6 protein-coding genes are annotated in these 16,241 nt (G+C 66.4%); 4 read left to right on the top strand and 2 right to left on the bottom strand.

The annotated features are described in order from the left end of the window. Window positions 1–1,940, bottom strand: a 1,940-nt coding sequence (locus A5701_RS03560; RefSeq protein ID WP_067748535.1) for a SpoIIE family protein phosphatase, incomplete at its 3' end; no start/stop codon positions are given. A 225-nt stretch (window positions 1,941–2,165) separates the two neighbouring features. Between A5701_RS03560 and A5701_RS03555 the strand changes: the two genes are divergently transcribed. The 4 genes from A5701_RS03555 to A5701_RS28715 all read left to right on the top strand — a co-directional run bounded on the left by A5701_RS03555 (window position 2,166) and on the right by A5701_RS28715 (window position 15,234). Beyond that, the gene (locus A5701_RS03555) at window positions 2,166–13,628 is read left to right on the top strand and encodes a BTAD domain-containing putative transcriptional regulator (RefSeq protein WP_231972758.1); all 11,463 of its coding nucleotides are present in this window, start codon (window positions 2,166–2,168) and stop codon (window positions 13,626–13,628) included. Continuing rightward, window positions 13,621–14,328, top strand: coding sequence for a Type 1 glutamine amidotransferase-like domain-containing protein (locus A5701_RS03550; protein WP_067748529.1), 708 nt, complete (start codon window positions 13,621–13,623; stop codon window positions 14,326–14,328). Before A5701_RS03555 ends, A5701_RS03550 begins: the two co-directional genes overlap by 8 nt. 180 nt (window positions 14,329–14,508) lie before the next feature. Further along, a complete protein-coding gene (locus tag A5701_RS03545) occupies window positions 14,509–14,871 on the top strand; it encodes a hemophore-related protein (RefSeq protein ID WP_369807379.1) in 363 nt (120 codons plus the stop codon). A gap of 66 nt (window positions 14,872–14,937) precedes the next feature. Further along, a complete protein-coding gene (locus A5701_RS28715) occupies window positions 14,938–15,234 on the top strand; it encodes a hypothetical protein (RefSeq protein ID WP_231972755.1) in 297 nt (98 codons plus the stop codon). A 21-nt stretch (window positions 15,235–15,255) separates the two neighbouring features. Here A5701_RS28715 and A5701_RS03535 read toward each other — a convergent pair whose 3' ends face one another. Beyond that, the gene (locus A5701_RS03535) at window positions 15,256–16,152 is read right to left on the bottom strand and encodes a TPM domain-containing protein (RefSeq protein ID WP_067748525.1); all 897 of its coding nucleotides are present in this window, start codon (window positions 16,150–16,152) and stop codon (window positions 15,256–15,258) included. Window positions 16,153–16,241 lie beyond the last annotated feature (89 nt).

The raw sequence follows: 16,241 nt of genomic DNA, 5'->3' as shown, positions 1-16,241 counted from the left end.
AATGCGATCGTGTGACCGTCGTCGAGCATCTGGGTGGTGCCGTCCGCGTGGACCAGGATGGGCGGCGGGTGCCCGGCACTGGAATACACCAGCTCGCCGGTCTCGGGGTTGAGCACCGCGCAGACCGCGGTGGTGCATTGCGCGCCGGGCAGCCGCGCCGCGAAGCGATCCATCCCGGCGAGAGCCGCCCCGGGACTTGGGTTTTCGAACAGCAACGCACGGCACGCGCTGCGCACCTGCCCCATCACGGTCGCGGCGGCCAGGCCATGCCCCACGCAGTCGCCGACGACCATCGCGATTCGGCCGTCGTCGAGCTCGACGATGTCGTACCAGTCGCCGCCCACCTGCAGGGGCCGGCTGGCGGCCTGATAGCGCACGGCGAACCCGTGTGGCAGATCAGCGGGACCCAGGATCGCGTGCTGCAGCGCCAAGGCGGTTTCGCGCTGCTGATCGACCTGATGGACGCGCTGCAGGCCCTGGCCGAGCCGGCCCGCCAGCACGGTCAGCAGGGTTTGGTCTTCGAGGGTGAACGACCGACGTTCGGCCAGATCGATCCAGACCACGAGTACGCCCTCGGGGTGCTGCAGCGCGATGCCCGCCGTCCCGGGCTCACCTGTGCTGGGCGTGAGCAGGTCGCCCTCACGCAGCTGGCTGAGCATGCGCTGGGTATGGGTCGGCAGGTCTTCCCACTGCGCGGCCTCACCGACAGATACGACTTGCGGTGGGCCATAGGCGGTTCCGGTGGAGGAATTCTGAGCCGGGAAGGTGACGGCGACGACGCGGCGGGCCCGCCACAGCCGGCGCAGTTCCTCCGCCGCGGCGTTCACCGCCTCATCGACGCTGTCCGCTTGTGCGAGTTCCTGGTTGAGAGCGTGTTCGCGGCCCGCCGCGAGCGCCAGGGCGATGGCCGCGTGCCGGGCGAAGTCGCTGACCAGCTCGAGGTAATCGTCGCCGAAGGGCGACTGCTGCGGGTCCCGGGCGACGGCGATGACGCCGAGCACCGCGCCATCGGCGATCAGCGGCATCACGATCGCGGAGCGTTCACCGACGTCGGTGAACCCCTCGATCGGGTACTGGAAGGAGTCGGTGATGAGCGGTAGGCCGCGCCGCGCGACACCGCCCGTGGTGGAGCCGTCCATCGGCACCTGACGACCGATCACCTCCGAGGAGTATCGACCCGCGGTGGCGGCCACGACCAAGGTGTTGACCTCGTCGGCGGGCAGGTCGGGCTCCTTCGGAACCAGCAGAATCGCTTGTTCGGCGCCGGCCAGCTCCAGCGCCCGGTTCACGATCAGCTGGAGCGGCCCGGTCTGGGGGTCGCCGGACAGCAGGGCGGTGGTGATTTCGCGGCTGGCCTTCGTCCACTTGGCGGATTCGCGTTCCCGCTCGAACAGGCGCGCGTTGTCGACGGCCGCCGCCGCGGCGGTCGCCAGGGCCCGCACGGCGGCCGCCTGGGAGTCGGAAAACGCGCGGCCGGCCACGTCGTCGGCCAGGTAGAGGCTGCCGAAGTCCGCTCCGCGAACCGTGATCGGAATCCCGAGCAGCGCGCGCACCGGCGGATCGTGGTCTTGCAGCGCGCCGGCCTGCGGATGGGCACTCACGTCGGCGAGCCGGAGACCCTCACCAACCGGCAGATCACCGAGCAGCCGCGCCGTGTCGTCGTCGATCCCCGCGCGCACGAAGGAGACGAAGGCGCCATCGGGAGCGCGGATGCCCAGGGCTGCGTAGCGGCAGCCGGTCAGCTCCATCGCCCCCTTGACGATTCGGTGCAGGGTCACGTCGAGGTCGAGGTCCGAACCGATTTCGCTGATGACCCGAACCAGTTGTTCCATCTGGTCGCGGGCTTCCACCAGCTCGTCGAGCTGCTCATGGATCTGGCTGACCAACTCACGCCGGCCCTGCCAGGTGAACGCCGAACCACCTCCCCCTTCATTGCCCATGGATACAAACCTAACGGTTCAGACTGGCCGGCCCTAGGGTGGCGGCGGGCTTCGGCGCGAAGCGAGCTTTACTCGATCTTGACCATGCATTGAATCGCCGCACCGACGATGACTGATGTGAGTACGCTTCCATCGGTGGAACTGGGGGTTTTGGGACCTCTGCAGGTTCGGCTAGGCGGGGCGCCCGTCGTCATCCCGGGCGCCAAACCTCGCGCGATCCTTTCGATGCTGGGGCTGCACGGCGGGTCCGTCGTCGCGGCCGACACGCTGGTCGAACTGCTCTGGGGCGAGGACCCACCGCGCACCGCGGCCAAGGCGCTGCAAACCCACATCTCGTCCTTGCGTCGCGCGCTGGGTGACGGCTTCGTCTTGACGGCGGGCGCGGGCTGGACCCTGGCCGAGACGCAGGTGGACGCCGCGCGGTACAAGTCGGCCGCCCGGCTGGGACGCGACGCCGCCGCCGCCGGTGACATCGGCCAGGCGGTGGCCCGGTTCGAGGATGCACTTGCCCTCTGGCGCGGGATCCCGGAGCTGCCCGACAGCCGGCGAGGGACCTCCGAGAAAACGCGGTGGATCGAGGGCCATGCGGCGCTGGTGGAGGATCGCGCCGACGCGCTGCTCGCGACCGGCCGGGCCGCGGAGATCATCGGGGAGCTCGAGGCCGCCGTCGCCGACGCGCCGCTGCGTGAGCGGCGGTGGGGCCAGCTCATGCTCGCGCTGTATCGCGCCGGCAGGCAGGGCGAAGCGCTTGGCGCATACCAGCGTGCGCGCGCGCTGCTGGCCGACGAATTGGGCGTCGACCCCGGCCCCGAGCTCCGCCGGCTGGAGGCCGCGATCGTCGCACAAGACTCCTCGCTGGAAACACCTGCCGCACAGCAGCTTTCGTCGGTCACTCGTGCTGTCACCTTCCTGCTGACCGACATCGAAGGGTCGACGGCCGCGTGGGAGGCGGACGCGGCGGCCATGGCGGTGGCACTGGCACGACACGACGAGCTCGTCGAACAGGTCGTGACGTCGCGCGGGGGGCGGCTGATCAAGACGCGCGGCGAGGGTGACGCGACGTTCTCGGTTTTCGATCGGCCCTCGGCGGCTGCCGCCGCGGCTATCGAGCTTCAAGACGCGATCGTGCACGAGCCGTGGGCGCTGCGTGAGCCCATGCGTATCCGCGTGGCTTTGCACACCGGGGAGGTCGAGCTCCGCGACGGCGACTACTTCGGTCGCGCCGTCAACCGCGCCGCTCGCCTGCGGTCGCTGGCCGCCGGCGGGCAGATCCTGTGCTCGGGCGCGACGGCGGAGCTCGTCATCGACTCGCTGCCCGACGACGTTGTGCTGGCCGACCTGGGAACTCGCCAACTGCGCAACCTTGCGCGCCCGGAACACGTTTTCGAGCTTCAACTGCTCACCGCCGACGACCCCGGTCCGGCGGCTACCACCGAGCCGCCGCTGGAACGCCCCAGCCTGCCTGCGGTGCTCGCCGGGCGCGGCCCGTTCGTCGGGCGGGGCCACGAGCTCGAGCGACTGGCTTCGGGCTGGCAGACCGCGCTCGCCGGGGGGACCAACGCGATGCTGATCGCCGGGGAACCGGGGGTCGGCAAGACACGCCTGGCCGGCGAGTGGTCCCGGCAGGCCCACGACCAGGGCGCACTCGTGATCTACGGCCGATGCGACGAGGACCTCGGCGCCCCGTACCAGCCCTTCGCGGAAGCGCTGCGTTCGCTGGTGCCGTGCCTGGGTGCAAGCGGGCTCCGCGGGCTGCGTGGCGTGGAGGCGCTACTCACGCTCATTCCCGGGCTGACCGATGTCCTCCCCGATCTGGCGGCACCGACGCGGGCCGATCCGGACACAGAACGCTATGCGCTGTTCGACGCGGTCGTCGCGCTGCTGGCGATGGCTTCCGCGCGCGCGCCCGTCGTGCTGATCCTCGACGACCTGCACTGGGCGGCCAAGCCCACGCTGCTGCTGTTGCGGCATCTGCTGCGTTTCGGTGAGCAGGCCCGGCTGCAGATCATCGGCACGTATCGCAGCACGGATCTCGACCGCGCCCACCCGCTGGCCGCGATGCTCGCCGACTTGCACCGCGACGGCACCGCCAGCCGTTTGGCGCTGAGCGGTCTCGACGAGGACGACGTGACCGCTTACGTCGCGGAGGCCGGCTACAACGACGAAGAGCTGGCCCGGGCATTGGCCTCGGTCACCGGAGGCAACCCCTTCTTCCTCATCGAGGCGCTGCGCCACGTGGACGAAAGCGGCGGCCGCTGGGACCAGAGCACCCTGCCCCAGGGGGTGCGCGAGGCGGTGAGCCGCCGTCTTTCGCGGCTTCCGGCAGAGACCAACAAGGCGCTCGCCGCGGCCGCTGTCGTCGGGAGCCGGTTCGCGCTGGAACTGGTCGAACGCGTGGTCGGCGACGACCTGGTCGATGCGTTCGACGAGGCGTGTAAGGCAGGCATCGTCATCGAAGAGCCCGGCGGCCGGTACCGGTTCAACCATGCGCTGGTTCGGCAGTCGCTGCTGGCCGAATTGCCGTCGGTGCGGCGCATGCGGTTGCACCAACGCATCGCCACCGCGTTGGAAAGCGAGCCCGGCGCCGACGAGGAACTGCTCGCCGAACTGGCGTATCACTACTTCGAATGCGCGTGGGCGGGCAACGCGGCGAAGGCGGTCGAATACTGCCGGCGCGCGGCGGATCAGGCGATGACGCGGCTCGCCTACGAGGGCGCGGCCGACCTCTACGACCGCGCATTGCACGCCCTGGAAGAGATCGACGACGAGCTGCCCGACCGCGACGACCAGGTTGCCGCGCTGCTGATCGCGCGCTGCGAGGCCCTGCTGGCCGCGGGTGACGTGGCGTCGGCAGCCAGTGCCGTCGCTCAATTGCAAACGGCCACGGTCGGTTCCGCCCAACTTGCCGCATGGGCGACATGCTTCGACGGCCAATTGTCGATGCTGATTCACCCCGAGCGGCTCGACGAGGTCGAGGCCGCGGTGGGCGCCGCCGCCAACAAACTGGCGGAATTGGGCGATGCCGCAGGAGAAGCGAAGGCGCACACCGTTCGTGCCGGGTGCCTGGCCCGGCTGGGCAGGATCGGCGACTGTGAGATCGCCCTGGACGACGCCCTCACCGCGGCGCGGCGCGCCCGTGAACACCGCCGGGTGAACGCGGTGCTGGCCCAGGCGCCACTCGCCGCGCTCTGGGGCCCCAACCCGGTGCCGCGCGCAGGAGGCCGGTGCCTGGACGTGGTGCGGCTGCTGCGCATCACCACCGACTCGCCCGCGGTCGAGGCGACGTCGACACGCTGCCAGGCGGTGTTGGAGGCCTTCCGCGGGCGGGCCGCGGCGGCGCGACGCATGATCGACTCGGCCCGCCGCACCGTCACCGAGCTCGGCCTTCGCCATGCCCTCGTCGAGGTCGAGCAATTCGCCGGAATCGTCGAGCTGGTGGTCGACGAGCCGGCCGCGGCCGAGGCGTACCTGCGCAAGGCCTACAACGGTTTTCGTCGCATGGGTCTCGATGCCGACACCGCCGAGACCGCGGCGTTGTTGGGCCGCACGTGCCTGGCGCTCGATCGGGATGCCGAGGCTAACGAATTGTGTGCGGAGAGCGAACGCCTGGCCGGCCACGCGTTGAAGGCGTCGATCGCCTGGCGCACGCTTCGAGCACGGCTGCTGTCGCGCGGCGGTGACCACGACGAGGCGCGGCGGCTTGCCCAGGAGGCCGTCGCGCTGGCCGAGCGCACCGACGCTTTGGTCGATCACGGCGACGCATGCCTCGCGCTGGCAACAGCGTTGGGGGCGGCCGGCGACGTCGCGGGTGCGCGTGCCGCCGCGCAGCGGGCAGTCGAATTGTACGAACGGAAGGGCGCGGGCGCGCTGGCCGAAAGGGCACGCGGCCTGGTCGGCGATCGTGTCGTCGCGGTTCCCCAAGCGCCGCAAGAAGCGCCACCGTCCGTCGAACTTGACAACGAATGCGTCCGCTCGGTGCGCGAAATGGACGCCGCAATCGACCGGGAAGCCTGGGAGGAAACTGAGCGACGACTCGCGCCCGAGATCGTCCTCGAGAGTCGGCGCAAGGTCGTCGGATTCCCCCGCACAGTGGTCACGCCTTCCCAATGGGTCAACGATGTCGTCAGGAGCACGCGCGCGCTGGGCGGTGTATGGCACGGTCACGCAACCGTCGCCGTGCGCGGTGAGCGACTGGCGCTCACGCGATTGGAAGTGCACATGGCGGACACCAGTCCCGGTGCGCCGCGCGACGACTCGCTGCAATTGTTCGGCCTCGACGACGACGGACGAATCGGGCTGCACCTGTGGTTCGACATCGACGACATCGATGCCGCAATGGCCGAGCTCGAAGCCCGGTTCCAAGCGGAGCGGCCCCCCGCGCGGCGTTTGGAGAACACGGCGGCCCTGGTGTTCGAGCATGTTTGGTCGCACTTCGCGACCCGCGACTGGGATGCACTGGCGGACACCGTCGCCGACGACTACGTCGGCATCGATCACCGGCGGGTCGTGAGTGCCGAGACTCAATACAGTCGAAGTGCCGTCGTGCGAGATCTGCAGGCGGCCGCCGAAGTCGGCTTCACGATCTCGATGGTGAGCGCCGTGGCGATCCGCGGGAAGCGTCTGGTGCTCGCCCGCACTCGGGCCTCCGGCCGCGACCCCGGGGCCGTTGAAAACGACGCCCTCAACGTCGTCGAGATCGACGCCGATGACCGGATCGCGAACGTGGCCACGTTCGACCTCGAAGACATCGAGTCCGCGGTCGCCGAACTCGACGCACGCTTCATTGGCGGCGAAGGGGCCACGTACGCGCGCACATGGTCGGTGGTGACCGGGGCTCTCACTGCCCATAATCGGCGCGAACTGCCGGCCGCAACATCGGACGCGGTGACTATCGACCACCGTCGGGTGGCGACGTTTGCGCCCGGTGAGGGTCTGGAGTACATCCGTGCGGGCTGGGATCTCGACCAACAGCTCGACATCTACGTCGAAACAGAGCATCGCGTCAACGACCTCGGCGCTGTTTTCACGTGGGCAGGACATGGAACATCACGCGACGGCTTCACGGCGGAATGGCGCGGCGTCGACCTGATGCTGGTCGACGGCGAAATGATCAGTCGAGTAGAGGTTTTCGAAGAGACGGACCTCGACGCGGCGGTCGACACGTTCCAGAAGCTCACTCGGTCCGCACCACGGCCGGAAAACGCGGCGAGCCAAACCTACGAGCGCCTGATGCATCTGCTGGCCGCTCGCGACTGGGACGCGATCACCGCGATAGTGGCCGACGATTTGTTCTACAACGACCGCCGGCGTGTGGTGAATGCCGGTCTCCGGCTTGGACGCAGTGCCGGGATCGAAGAAGGGCGGGCGTTGGTCGATGTCGGCTTCACGCTGAAAATGGTTCAGGTCCTGGCGACCCGCGGCACGTCGCTCACGCTCTTGCGCATGCGCGCGTCGGGCAGCGACCCCGAGACGATCCAAAACGATGCCCTCAACATCGTCGGGGTCGATTCCGGGGGGCGGATTACGGCGGTAATTGTCTACGACGTCGACGACGTCGATGCCGCCCTCGCCGAACTCGACGCGCGTTACCTCGCCGGCGACGCCGCCGCCCACGCGCACACCTGGACGGTGATCACGGAGGCCTACGCCGCGCTCAACAGATTCGAGATGCCGGCGACAACAGCGGACTTCGTCAGCATCGACCATCGCAGGGGGGCGGCGTTCGCACCCGGTGACCTGATCGCCTACGTCCGCGCCGCGTGGCAGCTCGCTCAAGACGGCGCGACCCACATCGAGGCCGTCCATCGACTTACCGAGCTCGGAGCCATACTCACCCACGTGACGCACGGAACGTCACAGGAGGGCTTCGAAGCCGAGTGGCGGGAACTCTTCCTTCTGACCGTCGAAGGCGACGCGATCAACCGCTGCGAGTTATTCGACGAGGAAGACCTGGAATTCGCGCTCGCGCGGTTCGACCAGCTGGGCCAGCCGACAGTGCAGCTCGAGAACGCGGCAAGCCAAACGCACAAACGCTTGGAAACGCTTTTTGCGGCGCGCGATTGGGACACGATGTCGGGCCTTCTGGCCGAGGACATTTCCAATGACGACCGTCGTCGGACGGTGAATTCCGGTACCCGAGAAGGCCGTCAGGCCACTCTCGAAGAGATGGCGGCAACGGTCGAAATCGGCGTCAAAACCATGACGTCTGACGTCATCGCCACCCGAGGCGACCGCTTGGCGCTCTGCCGTAGTCAAACGTGGGGTCGGGACACGGGGCCGGAGGCGTTTCACACCGATGTGTACGACGTTTTCGAGCTCAACGCCGACGGGAAGGTGTCGGCACGGGTCGTCTTCGATCTCGAGGACTACGCCGCCGCCATGGCGGAGCTCGACGCGCGCTACCTCGCCGGTGACGCGGCCGCCCACACGCACGCCTGGTCCCTGATTACCGAAGCCTTCGCGGCGTTGAACCGGCGGGAAATCCCTGCCGTGACGCCCGACTGGGTGAGCATCGACCACCGACGACTCGCCCCCATCGGTCCGAGTGATTTAGCCGCGTACCTCCTTGCCAGTTGGGAACTCTCGCCACAGTCCAGGATCTACATGGCGGCTGTGCACCGGCTGAGCGATCTCGGCGCGGTGTTAACGCACGTGGCCATCGGGACCTCGCCAGAGGGTTTCGATGCGGAGTGGCAGGTCGTTGACGTTGTGACCTTTGACGGCGACCGGATCAGCCGCACCGAGCTTTTCGACGAAACCGACGTTGACGCTGCGCTTGCACGTTTCGATCAGCTCAGCCAGCCGGCGCGCCAGTTGGAAAACGCCGCCACCCAAGCCGGTCGGCGGTATCTGGCGTTCTTCGCCGCCGGCGACTGGGACGCGATGGAGACGATGCTGGACGACAACCTCGTATACGACGATCGCCGTCGTGTAGTAGGCGCGGGCCCCCAACATGGTCGAGACGCTCAGATCGCCGACATGAGGACAGTCGCCGGTCTCTGGCCCGCGAGCGTGACGGCAACCCTGGTGGCGACTCGCGGCACGCGACTTACCCTCATGCGCCTGCGCTTCGCCGATCGCGATGACGGCCTCGACGCATTTCTCACCGAAGTGGTCGGCGTGCTCGAACTCAATTCCAACGGGTTGATCACCTCAGTCGTCTTCTTCGATACCGACGACATTCACGCTGCTTTGGCAGAGCTCGATTCCCGTTACATTGCAGGCGAAGCGGCCGCCCATGCGCGCACCTGGTCGGTCATCATAAAGGGCTGTGCCGCGCTCAACCGACACGAACTGCCCGCCACCACAGCCGATTTCGCGAGCGTCGATCATCGCCGAGGGACAGCTCACGCCCCCGGTGAGCTGATTGAATACGTCCGCGCGGGATGGGATCTCGACCAAAGAATTCGAACCTATCCCGAGGCGGTGCATCGGCTGAGCGACGCGGGAGCGGTTTACACCCATGTCGCGCATGGAACCTCCCGCGAGGGTTTCGACGCTGAATGGCGAGGAATCAGCCTGGTGACGGTCAACGGTGACCTCGTCAGCCGCTCCGAAGTCTTCGACGAGGCGGACCTCGACGCCGCGATTGCGAGGTTTGAGGAACTCACCAGTCCAACGCAGCGGCTGGAGAATGCGGCGAGCCGGGTGGCCGAGCACTTCCTGGCGCATTATGCGGCCACCAACTGGGATGCAATGGCGCAGCTGCTCGTGGAAGACATGACCTCAGAAGATCGCCGTAGGGTCGTGAACTTAGGGAATCGACATGGCCGAGACGCCGAGATAGCGAATTGGCGTGGCACTGCCGACATCCTGGCCACTAACGTGAGGCGGTCCGTCGTCGCTACCCGTGGAGAACACCTTGCGCTCCTTCGTTTCCTCTTCGTGGGACAAGGACAGACGACCGCGGAGTTCCAGCTGCAGGGATTCTCCATCATCGAAATAAGCACGGACGGTCGGATCGTCGCGCTCGTCTCCTTCGACCCGGAAGACATCGACTCGGCCTTTGCAGAGCTTGAGGCCCGGTATTCCGCCGGCGAGGCGAGAGCTCACGCGCACACGTGGTCGGTGATCACGAACATCTACGCGATGTTCAACCGTCATGAACTCACCCCCGTGGACTGGCTCATCGTCGACCACCGGAGGGGCACGCCGTTCGCGTCCGGCGAGCTGAACCCTGCTCTGGAAAACTTCTTCGATCTCACCCCGGACTTCCGCGTCACGATCGAAACAGTGCACCAGCTCAACAAAGCCGGAGCGGTCGTCACCATTGACTCGCAAGGATTTTCACCTGACGGCTTGGATGTCGAATGGCGCATGATTCAACTACTCGTAGTCGATGGCGACCAACTCACGCGGTGCGAGCTCTTCGACGAGACGGACTTGGACGCCGCGATCGAGCAGTTCGATCAGCTCAGCCAGCCGCCACCTTCGGCAGAGAATGCGGCAAGCCGGGTCGTCCAGCAGTTCCTGACACATTTTGCCAGCCACAACTGGGAGGCCATGGCGGAACTAATCGCGGCTGACTTCTTCTCAGACGACCGCCGCTCCGTCATCAATGCCGGAATCCGACGCGGTCGTGATATCGAGATGGAGAATTGGCGGGCCACCGCAGAGGTCTGGATGAGTGATGTGCGCGCGGCCGTCGTTGCGACTCGCGGAAAGAACCTCGTGCTCTTCCGTTTCACGTTCGCGAGCCAAGACGCAGTACCCGCACCATTTCAAGCTGCGGCACTCGGTGTCGTCGAGATCGACGACGACAATCGATGCGCCGCGACCGTCGTATTCGATCCCGATGACGTCGATTCGGCCTTCTCTGAGCTCGATGCGCGCTACCTCGCCGGCGAAGCGGCCGCCTGCGAGCGCACATGGTCTGCCATCGTGGAGGCGTACGCAGCGATCAACCGGCGTCAACTACCAATGATGACAACCGACTTCGCAGATGTCGACCATCGGCGAGGTGCGGCGTGGGCGCCCGGCCAGCTGGTCGAATTCCTCCGTAGCGCGTTGGATCAGACGCCTGATCTGACCATCCGAATTGCCGCGGTGCATCGGTTGAATCGGCAAGGCGCCGTCGTCACCCACGCTGCGAACGGGACCTCGCCGGACGGCTTCGACGCCGAGTGGCGAGAGATCCTCTTTTTGATCGTTGATGGCGACATGCTCAAGCATTGCGAGGTGTTCGACGAAGCGGACCTCGGCGCCGCACTTACCCGATTCGATGAGCTGCAGTCGCGGTCGCACCGCCCGGTCAATGCGGCAAGCCAGGTGAGCGAACGGTTTTGGGACTGCCTCACGACGCGAGACTGGACCGCGATGACCGAGGTACTCGCCGAAAATGCTGTGTCGCACGACAACCGTCGGGTGGTCAACTCCGGTGTACTACGCGGGCGAGATATCAATATCGCAAACTTGCGAGCAGTGGCTGAGGTCGGATTCGAGCGCATTGTCTCGACGGTCCTCGCGGTTCGCGGGCAACGCCTTGCCCTCACTCGTATTTGGTCCTCCGCCCTGGGATGTGAGCCCGGGGAGATCAGTGCGGATATGGTCGGCGTCGTGGAGATCGACGGGGACAACCGGATGATTGTTCACTCCATCTTCGATGCCGACGACTTCGACGGCGCCGTGGCCGAGCTCGAAGCCCGGTACATCGCCGGCGAAGCGGCCACCCACGCGCACGTGTGGTCGCTGGTCGCCCAGGGCCACACCCAGTTCAACCGGCACGAACTTCCCGCGATGACGCCGGATGTCGTATACATCGACCATCGCCGGGGCGTGACGATCGAGGGCGCCGATCTGGCCGCAACTGTTCGCGCCAATCTGGATCTTCTTCCGCAGGTACACGTCTACGTCGAGAGTGTGCATCGGCTGACCGAACTCGGAGCCGTCGCCACGCAAGTGGTGAAGGGGACTTCACAACAAGGCTTCGACGCCGAGTGGCAAACGATCACCATCTTCACCTTCGAAGGTGATCTGCTCAGCCGATACGAAGTCTTCGACGAGACGGAACTCGACGCCGCCATCGCACGCTTCGACGAACTGCACCAGCAGCCGCGGCGATTGGAAAACGCGGCAACCCGTGCCGATCAACAGTTCTGGGGGTACATCGCGGCAGGTGACTGGAAAGCCCTGGGGGCGATGCTGGCTGATGACGTGGCCAATGACGACCGCCGGCGGACCGTGAACGCCGGCATTCGGCGAGGCCGAGATTCTGACGTCGCAAACATGCGAAGCCTTTCCGAGATCGGGGTCACCCACGTCACATCGATTATCATCGCGACCCGCGGCGAAAGACTTCTCCTCAGACGTACGCGATTCTCGCTGGACGAAGGGCCCGAAGACTTCAACGTCGAGCTGCTCTGCATTGTCGAGCTGGATGCCGAAAACCGGATTGCGACACGCATCCTGTTCGATCTCGACGAATTAGACGCCGCATTCGAAGAACTCGATGCCCGCTACCTCGCAGGCGAGGCGGCGTATGAAGGGCACACGTGGTCGCTCATGGCGCAGACGTACGCGGGGCTCAACCGGCACGAGATGCCGCCGACCACGCCGGATTTCGTCAACATCGACCATCGGCGCGGCATAACGTTCGAGCCCGGCAACATCGTCCCGTATGTCCAAGCCACCTGGGATGTCGCACCCGATCTCAAGATGCGCATCGAGACGGTGCACCGGCTGACAAACGCTGGAGCCGTCATTACTCATACCGGGTATGGCACCTCCCAGGACGGCTTCGACGCGGAGTGGCGAGAGGTCGTCTTTTTCACTTTCCGGGGAGACAGGGTCGATCGCTGCGAGATGTTCGATGATGTGGACGTTGACGCCGCCCTCGCGCGCTTTGACGAGCTGAGCCGGCCAAGACCGAGCCTAGAGAATGCGGCAAGCCGGGCAGAAGAGTGGCTCTTCGCGCACTCGGCGGCTCGCGACTGGGCAGCTGTGGCCGAAATCCTCTCTGGCGAAAGCGTTGTCGACGACCGCCGCCGAGTGGTGAATGTCGGCTTATGGGACGGTCGGGACGTCGTCATCGCGAACATGCAAGCCCTCGCCCAGGGCTTGGCACACGTGACGCTGACGGTCATTGCGACTCGCGGGGAGCGGCTCGCCCTCATTATCGTTCGATCTTTCAACTCCGACCTCGAGCATGGAGAGTTCGTCATCGAAATGCTTGGAGTCGCGGAGCTCGACGCGGACCTGCGCATTTCGGCCCACGTCTTCTTTGATCCCGACGACATCGACGCCGCCTTCGAAGAACTAGATGCCCGCTACCTCGCCGGTGAAGCGGCCCCGCACGCGCACACTTGGTCGGTCATCGCAGGCTCCTACGCCGCGATGAACCGGCGCGAGCTGTTTCCGACGACGCCGGATTGGGTGAATGTCGATCACCGACGCCCGGGGATATTTGAGGAAGGCGGCCTGAACGCATCCCTGCGTTCGCTGTGGCAACTGACCACCGACCTCACCTTCCGCATCGAAGCCGTCCATCGATTGACTGACCTCGGCATGGTCTGCTCCCATGTGGCTCAGGGTGTTTCACAGGATGGGTTCGACGCCGAGTGGCGGGGCATAGAAGTCCAGACGGTCGACGGTGACCTTATCGACCGCTGCGAAATCTTCGACGAGGCGGACCTCGACGCGGCCCTCGCGCGGTTCGACGAGGTCACCGCGATCAGGCCCGACGGTGGGTGACACGGCGCCCCGACAACAACCGCTCTATCTCCTGGCGGACAGTCAGCTGCTCTTTTGGAAACAGCGGGACCGGCTGCTCCTCGAGGCGGCCGTCGACGGATTGGCCCGAGCCAACCCCCTGAGCGCCGCATACATCGGCGCCTCCAACGGAGATCGTCCGGAGTACTACGAGATCTTCGAGGCGGCCATGGATGCGATTGGAATCACCACTCGCCGCATGATCGATTCGTCCTTCGGCCCCGACGATCGCAACTTCCTGGCGAGCGCCCAGTTGATCATCCTCGCCGGCGGGGACGTGCGCCTGGGCTGGGACACCTTCGAGAAGACCGGCATGAAAGGGGCGATTCTGGACCGGTATACCCACGGCGCGCTCCTGGTGGGCGTTTCGGCCGGTGCGGTCCAGCTGGGACGCTACGGAATCGTCGAGACGCCGCAATCTTCCGCACCTGAGCTGTTCGGCGTGTTCGACCTCGTTCCCATGGTCGTCGACGCACACGACGAGCGAACCGAATGGGCTCGGCTGTCGCGGACGATCGAATCTCTGAACGGAGCCGCCACCGGGCTCGGGATTCCGTCCGGTGGCGGAGTCATCGTTCACCCAGACACCGCGGTTGAGGCACTGCGCCGTCCCGCACATCAAATTCGTTTCCAGAGCGGTCGGATCACTCGCTCGCTGTTGCCCGCCGACGCATCCAGCTGAATTGCCCCGGACGCCAAGCGGTGTCTGCAGCCCCCGGCCGCCAGTCCGCCGTCTCCGGCCCCTGGGTGACGGTTGGCCGCGCTAATAGTGACTTTCGGCCCGAGTGAGCGACCTCGATCCGGGTCCAGAGTTAACACCATGCCAACTGCACCTCGACTCACTTTGAACGGAGCGCGCCGGTTGCTGGTCGGGCTGATCGGAGCAGGCGCGATCAGCGGCACGCTGGTATGCGCTGGCGCGGGGACCGCCGCGGCTGATCCGGCGCCTCGACCCGCCAACTGCACGGCGGCGGACGTCGCCGGCGTCGCGGCTGGCGTGGCCGCGTCGCTCTCTACCTACCTGTTCACACATCCGGACTTGAACGGCTTCTACACCGACCTGCAGGATCGGCCCAAGGACCAGATCCGCGACGAGGTGCAGCAGTACTTCAACGCCAACCCCCAGGAGCAGGCCGATCTTGAGAACATCCGTCAGCCACTGGCCGATATCAGGCAGCGTTGCCAGTGGACCCCGCTACTCGGGCAGGGCGGCGCGACTCCCTGAGTCGGGTCGGGCACGTAATCGTGTTGCGGCCCCTAATTCGCCGCCGGTCAGAACGAGGAGATGCCGATGAATGTCAGGGCACGGTCGTGGACCGCAGGGGGGATAGCGGTATTGGCCCTCGCCGCAATCCCTGAGACGTACGCCGTGGTGCGGCCGTCCGGGGTGGCCAACGCGGACGTGTGCGCAAGCGTCGGCCGACGGGTTTCAGTGAGCGGGTGCACGAACATTGCCGACACCGTCAACGCCAATGTGCCACCGCCGGACGCCTATGCGCCACTGCCGCAAGATTTTCCGCCCCCACCGCCGCCCGTGAATGTCTGCGTCGGGGGCGGACGGCGAGTCCATGTGAGCGGGTGCTTCTGAGGCGGTCGGTGATGCCACCCGTCATTGTCTAGCTGCGGTGCCACCACCCCGACGACGGTGTGCCGCCAATACGTCGGCGTTCGCCAGCGTTTGCGCCTGAGCGGCCAGCGTTGATGCCCGGTTCGCGTAGGCGATCGCCTCGGCGGCGTTAATTGCTTCCCTGGCGTGCGCCGCCGCCACATACCGCTTGGCCTCTTGGAATCGAGTCTGCGCCTCGGCGCCGACGCTGGCGCCATGCCGGGTGACGTAGTCGGTGATCTGACGCAGCCGGGCGTCCGCGTTCGACAGCGCGTCCCTCGATGAGTCGCCGCGCCCCTCGATGCCGGACTGACTCTCGCGACGGGCGGCGCGGCGGTGGCGCACGCGGTAGAACGCGAGAACCACAATGACCAGAACCACGACGATGATGAGGCTGATCGCGATCAGCTGCCAGATCGGCTTCGACGTGCTCGCCGATTTGTCCAACCCGTCGGCCGCGGCGACCGCGGCGCCGCTCCAATCTTTCGCGTTCACCGCAGGGTCAATTCGCTTGCTGCGCAGTGTGTCCAGCTCGGCATCCGTGAGGCCCGGCACTTGCGGCGGCACCGAGAAGGCGTAGAGCTTGGTGTTCGTGGCCACCGACAGCAGCACGTCGTTGCCACCCAGCCCGCTGGCGTTGCGGGTTCGGTCGGCCCAGTTCTCGGGTTTGAACCGGGAGAAATTGTCGACGTAGACCACCCACAGCTGAATGTGCCGATCGCGGTAGAGCCGGTCGATCGCCGAGCTCACCGCCGCCCGACCGGGATCCGTCAGAACTCCGGCGCTGTCGGTGATGTGATCGGTGAGCTTGGACGGCGGCTGCGCACCGGCGGGGGCCGCCGGCAAGAACCCCACCGTGAGGACGGTCAGGACCGCACTAATCAGGCGAACGCCGCGCATATGGGTAACTTATCGTCACTCATGCTGGGGCGGACACTGCTATCCGTCGAAATAATCGGAGCGAGGAAATGGCTGGGCAACGGCCGCTT

The organism is Mycobacterium sp. E3305, assembly GCF_001666785.1.
Classification (GTDB): domain Bacteria; phylum Actinomycetota; class Actinomycetes; order Mycobacteriales; family Mycobacteriaceae; genus Mycobacterium.
This window is presented reverse-complemented; position numbering and strand designations above follow the sequence as displayed.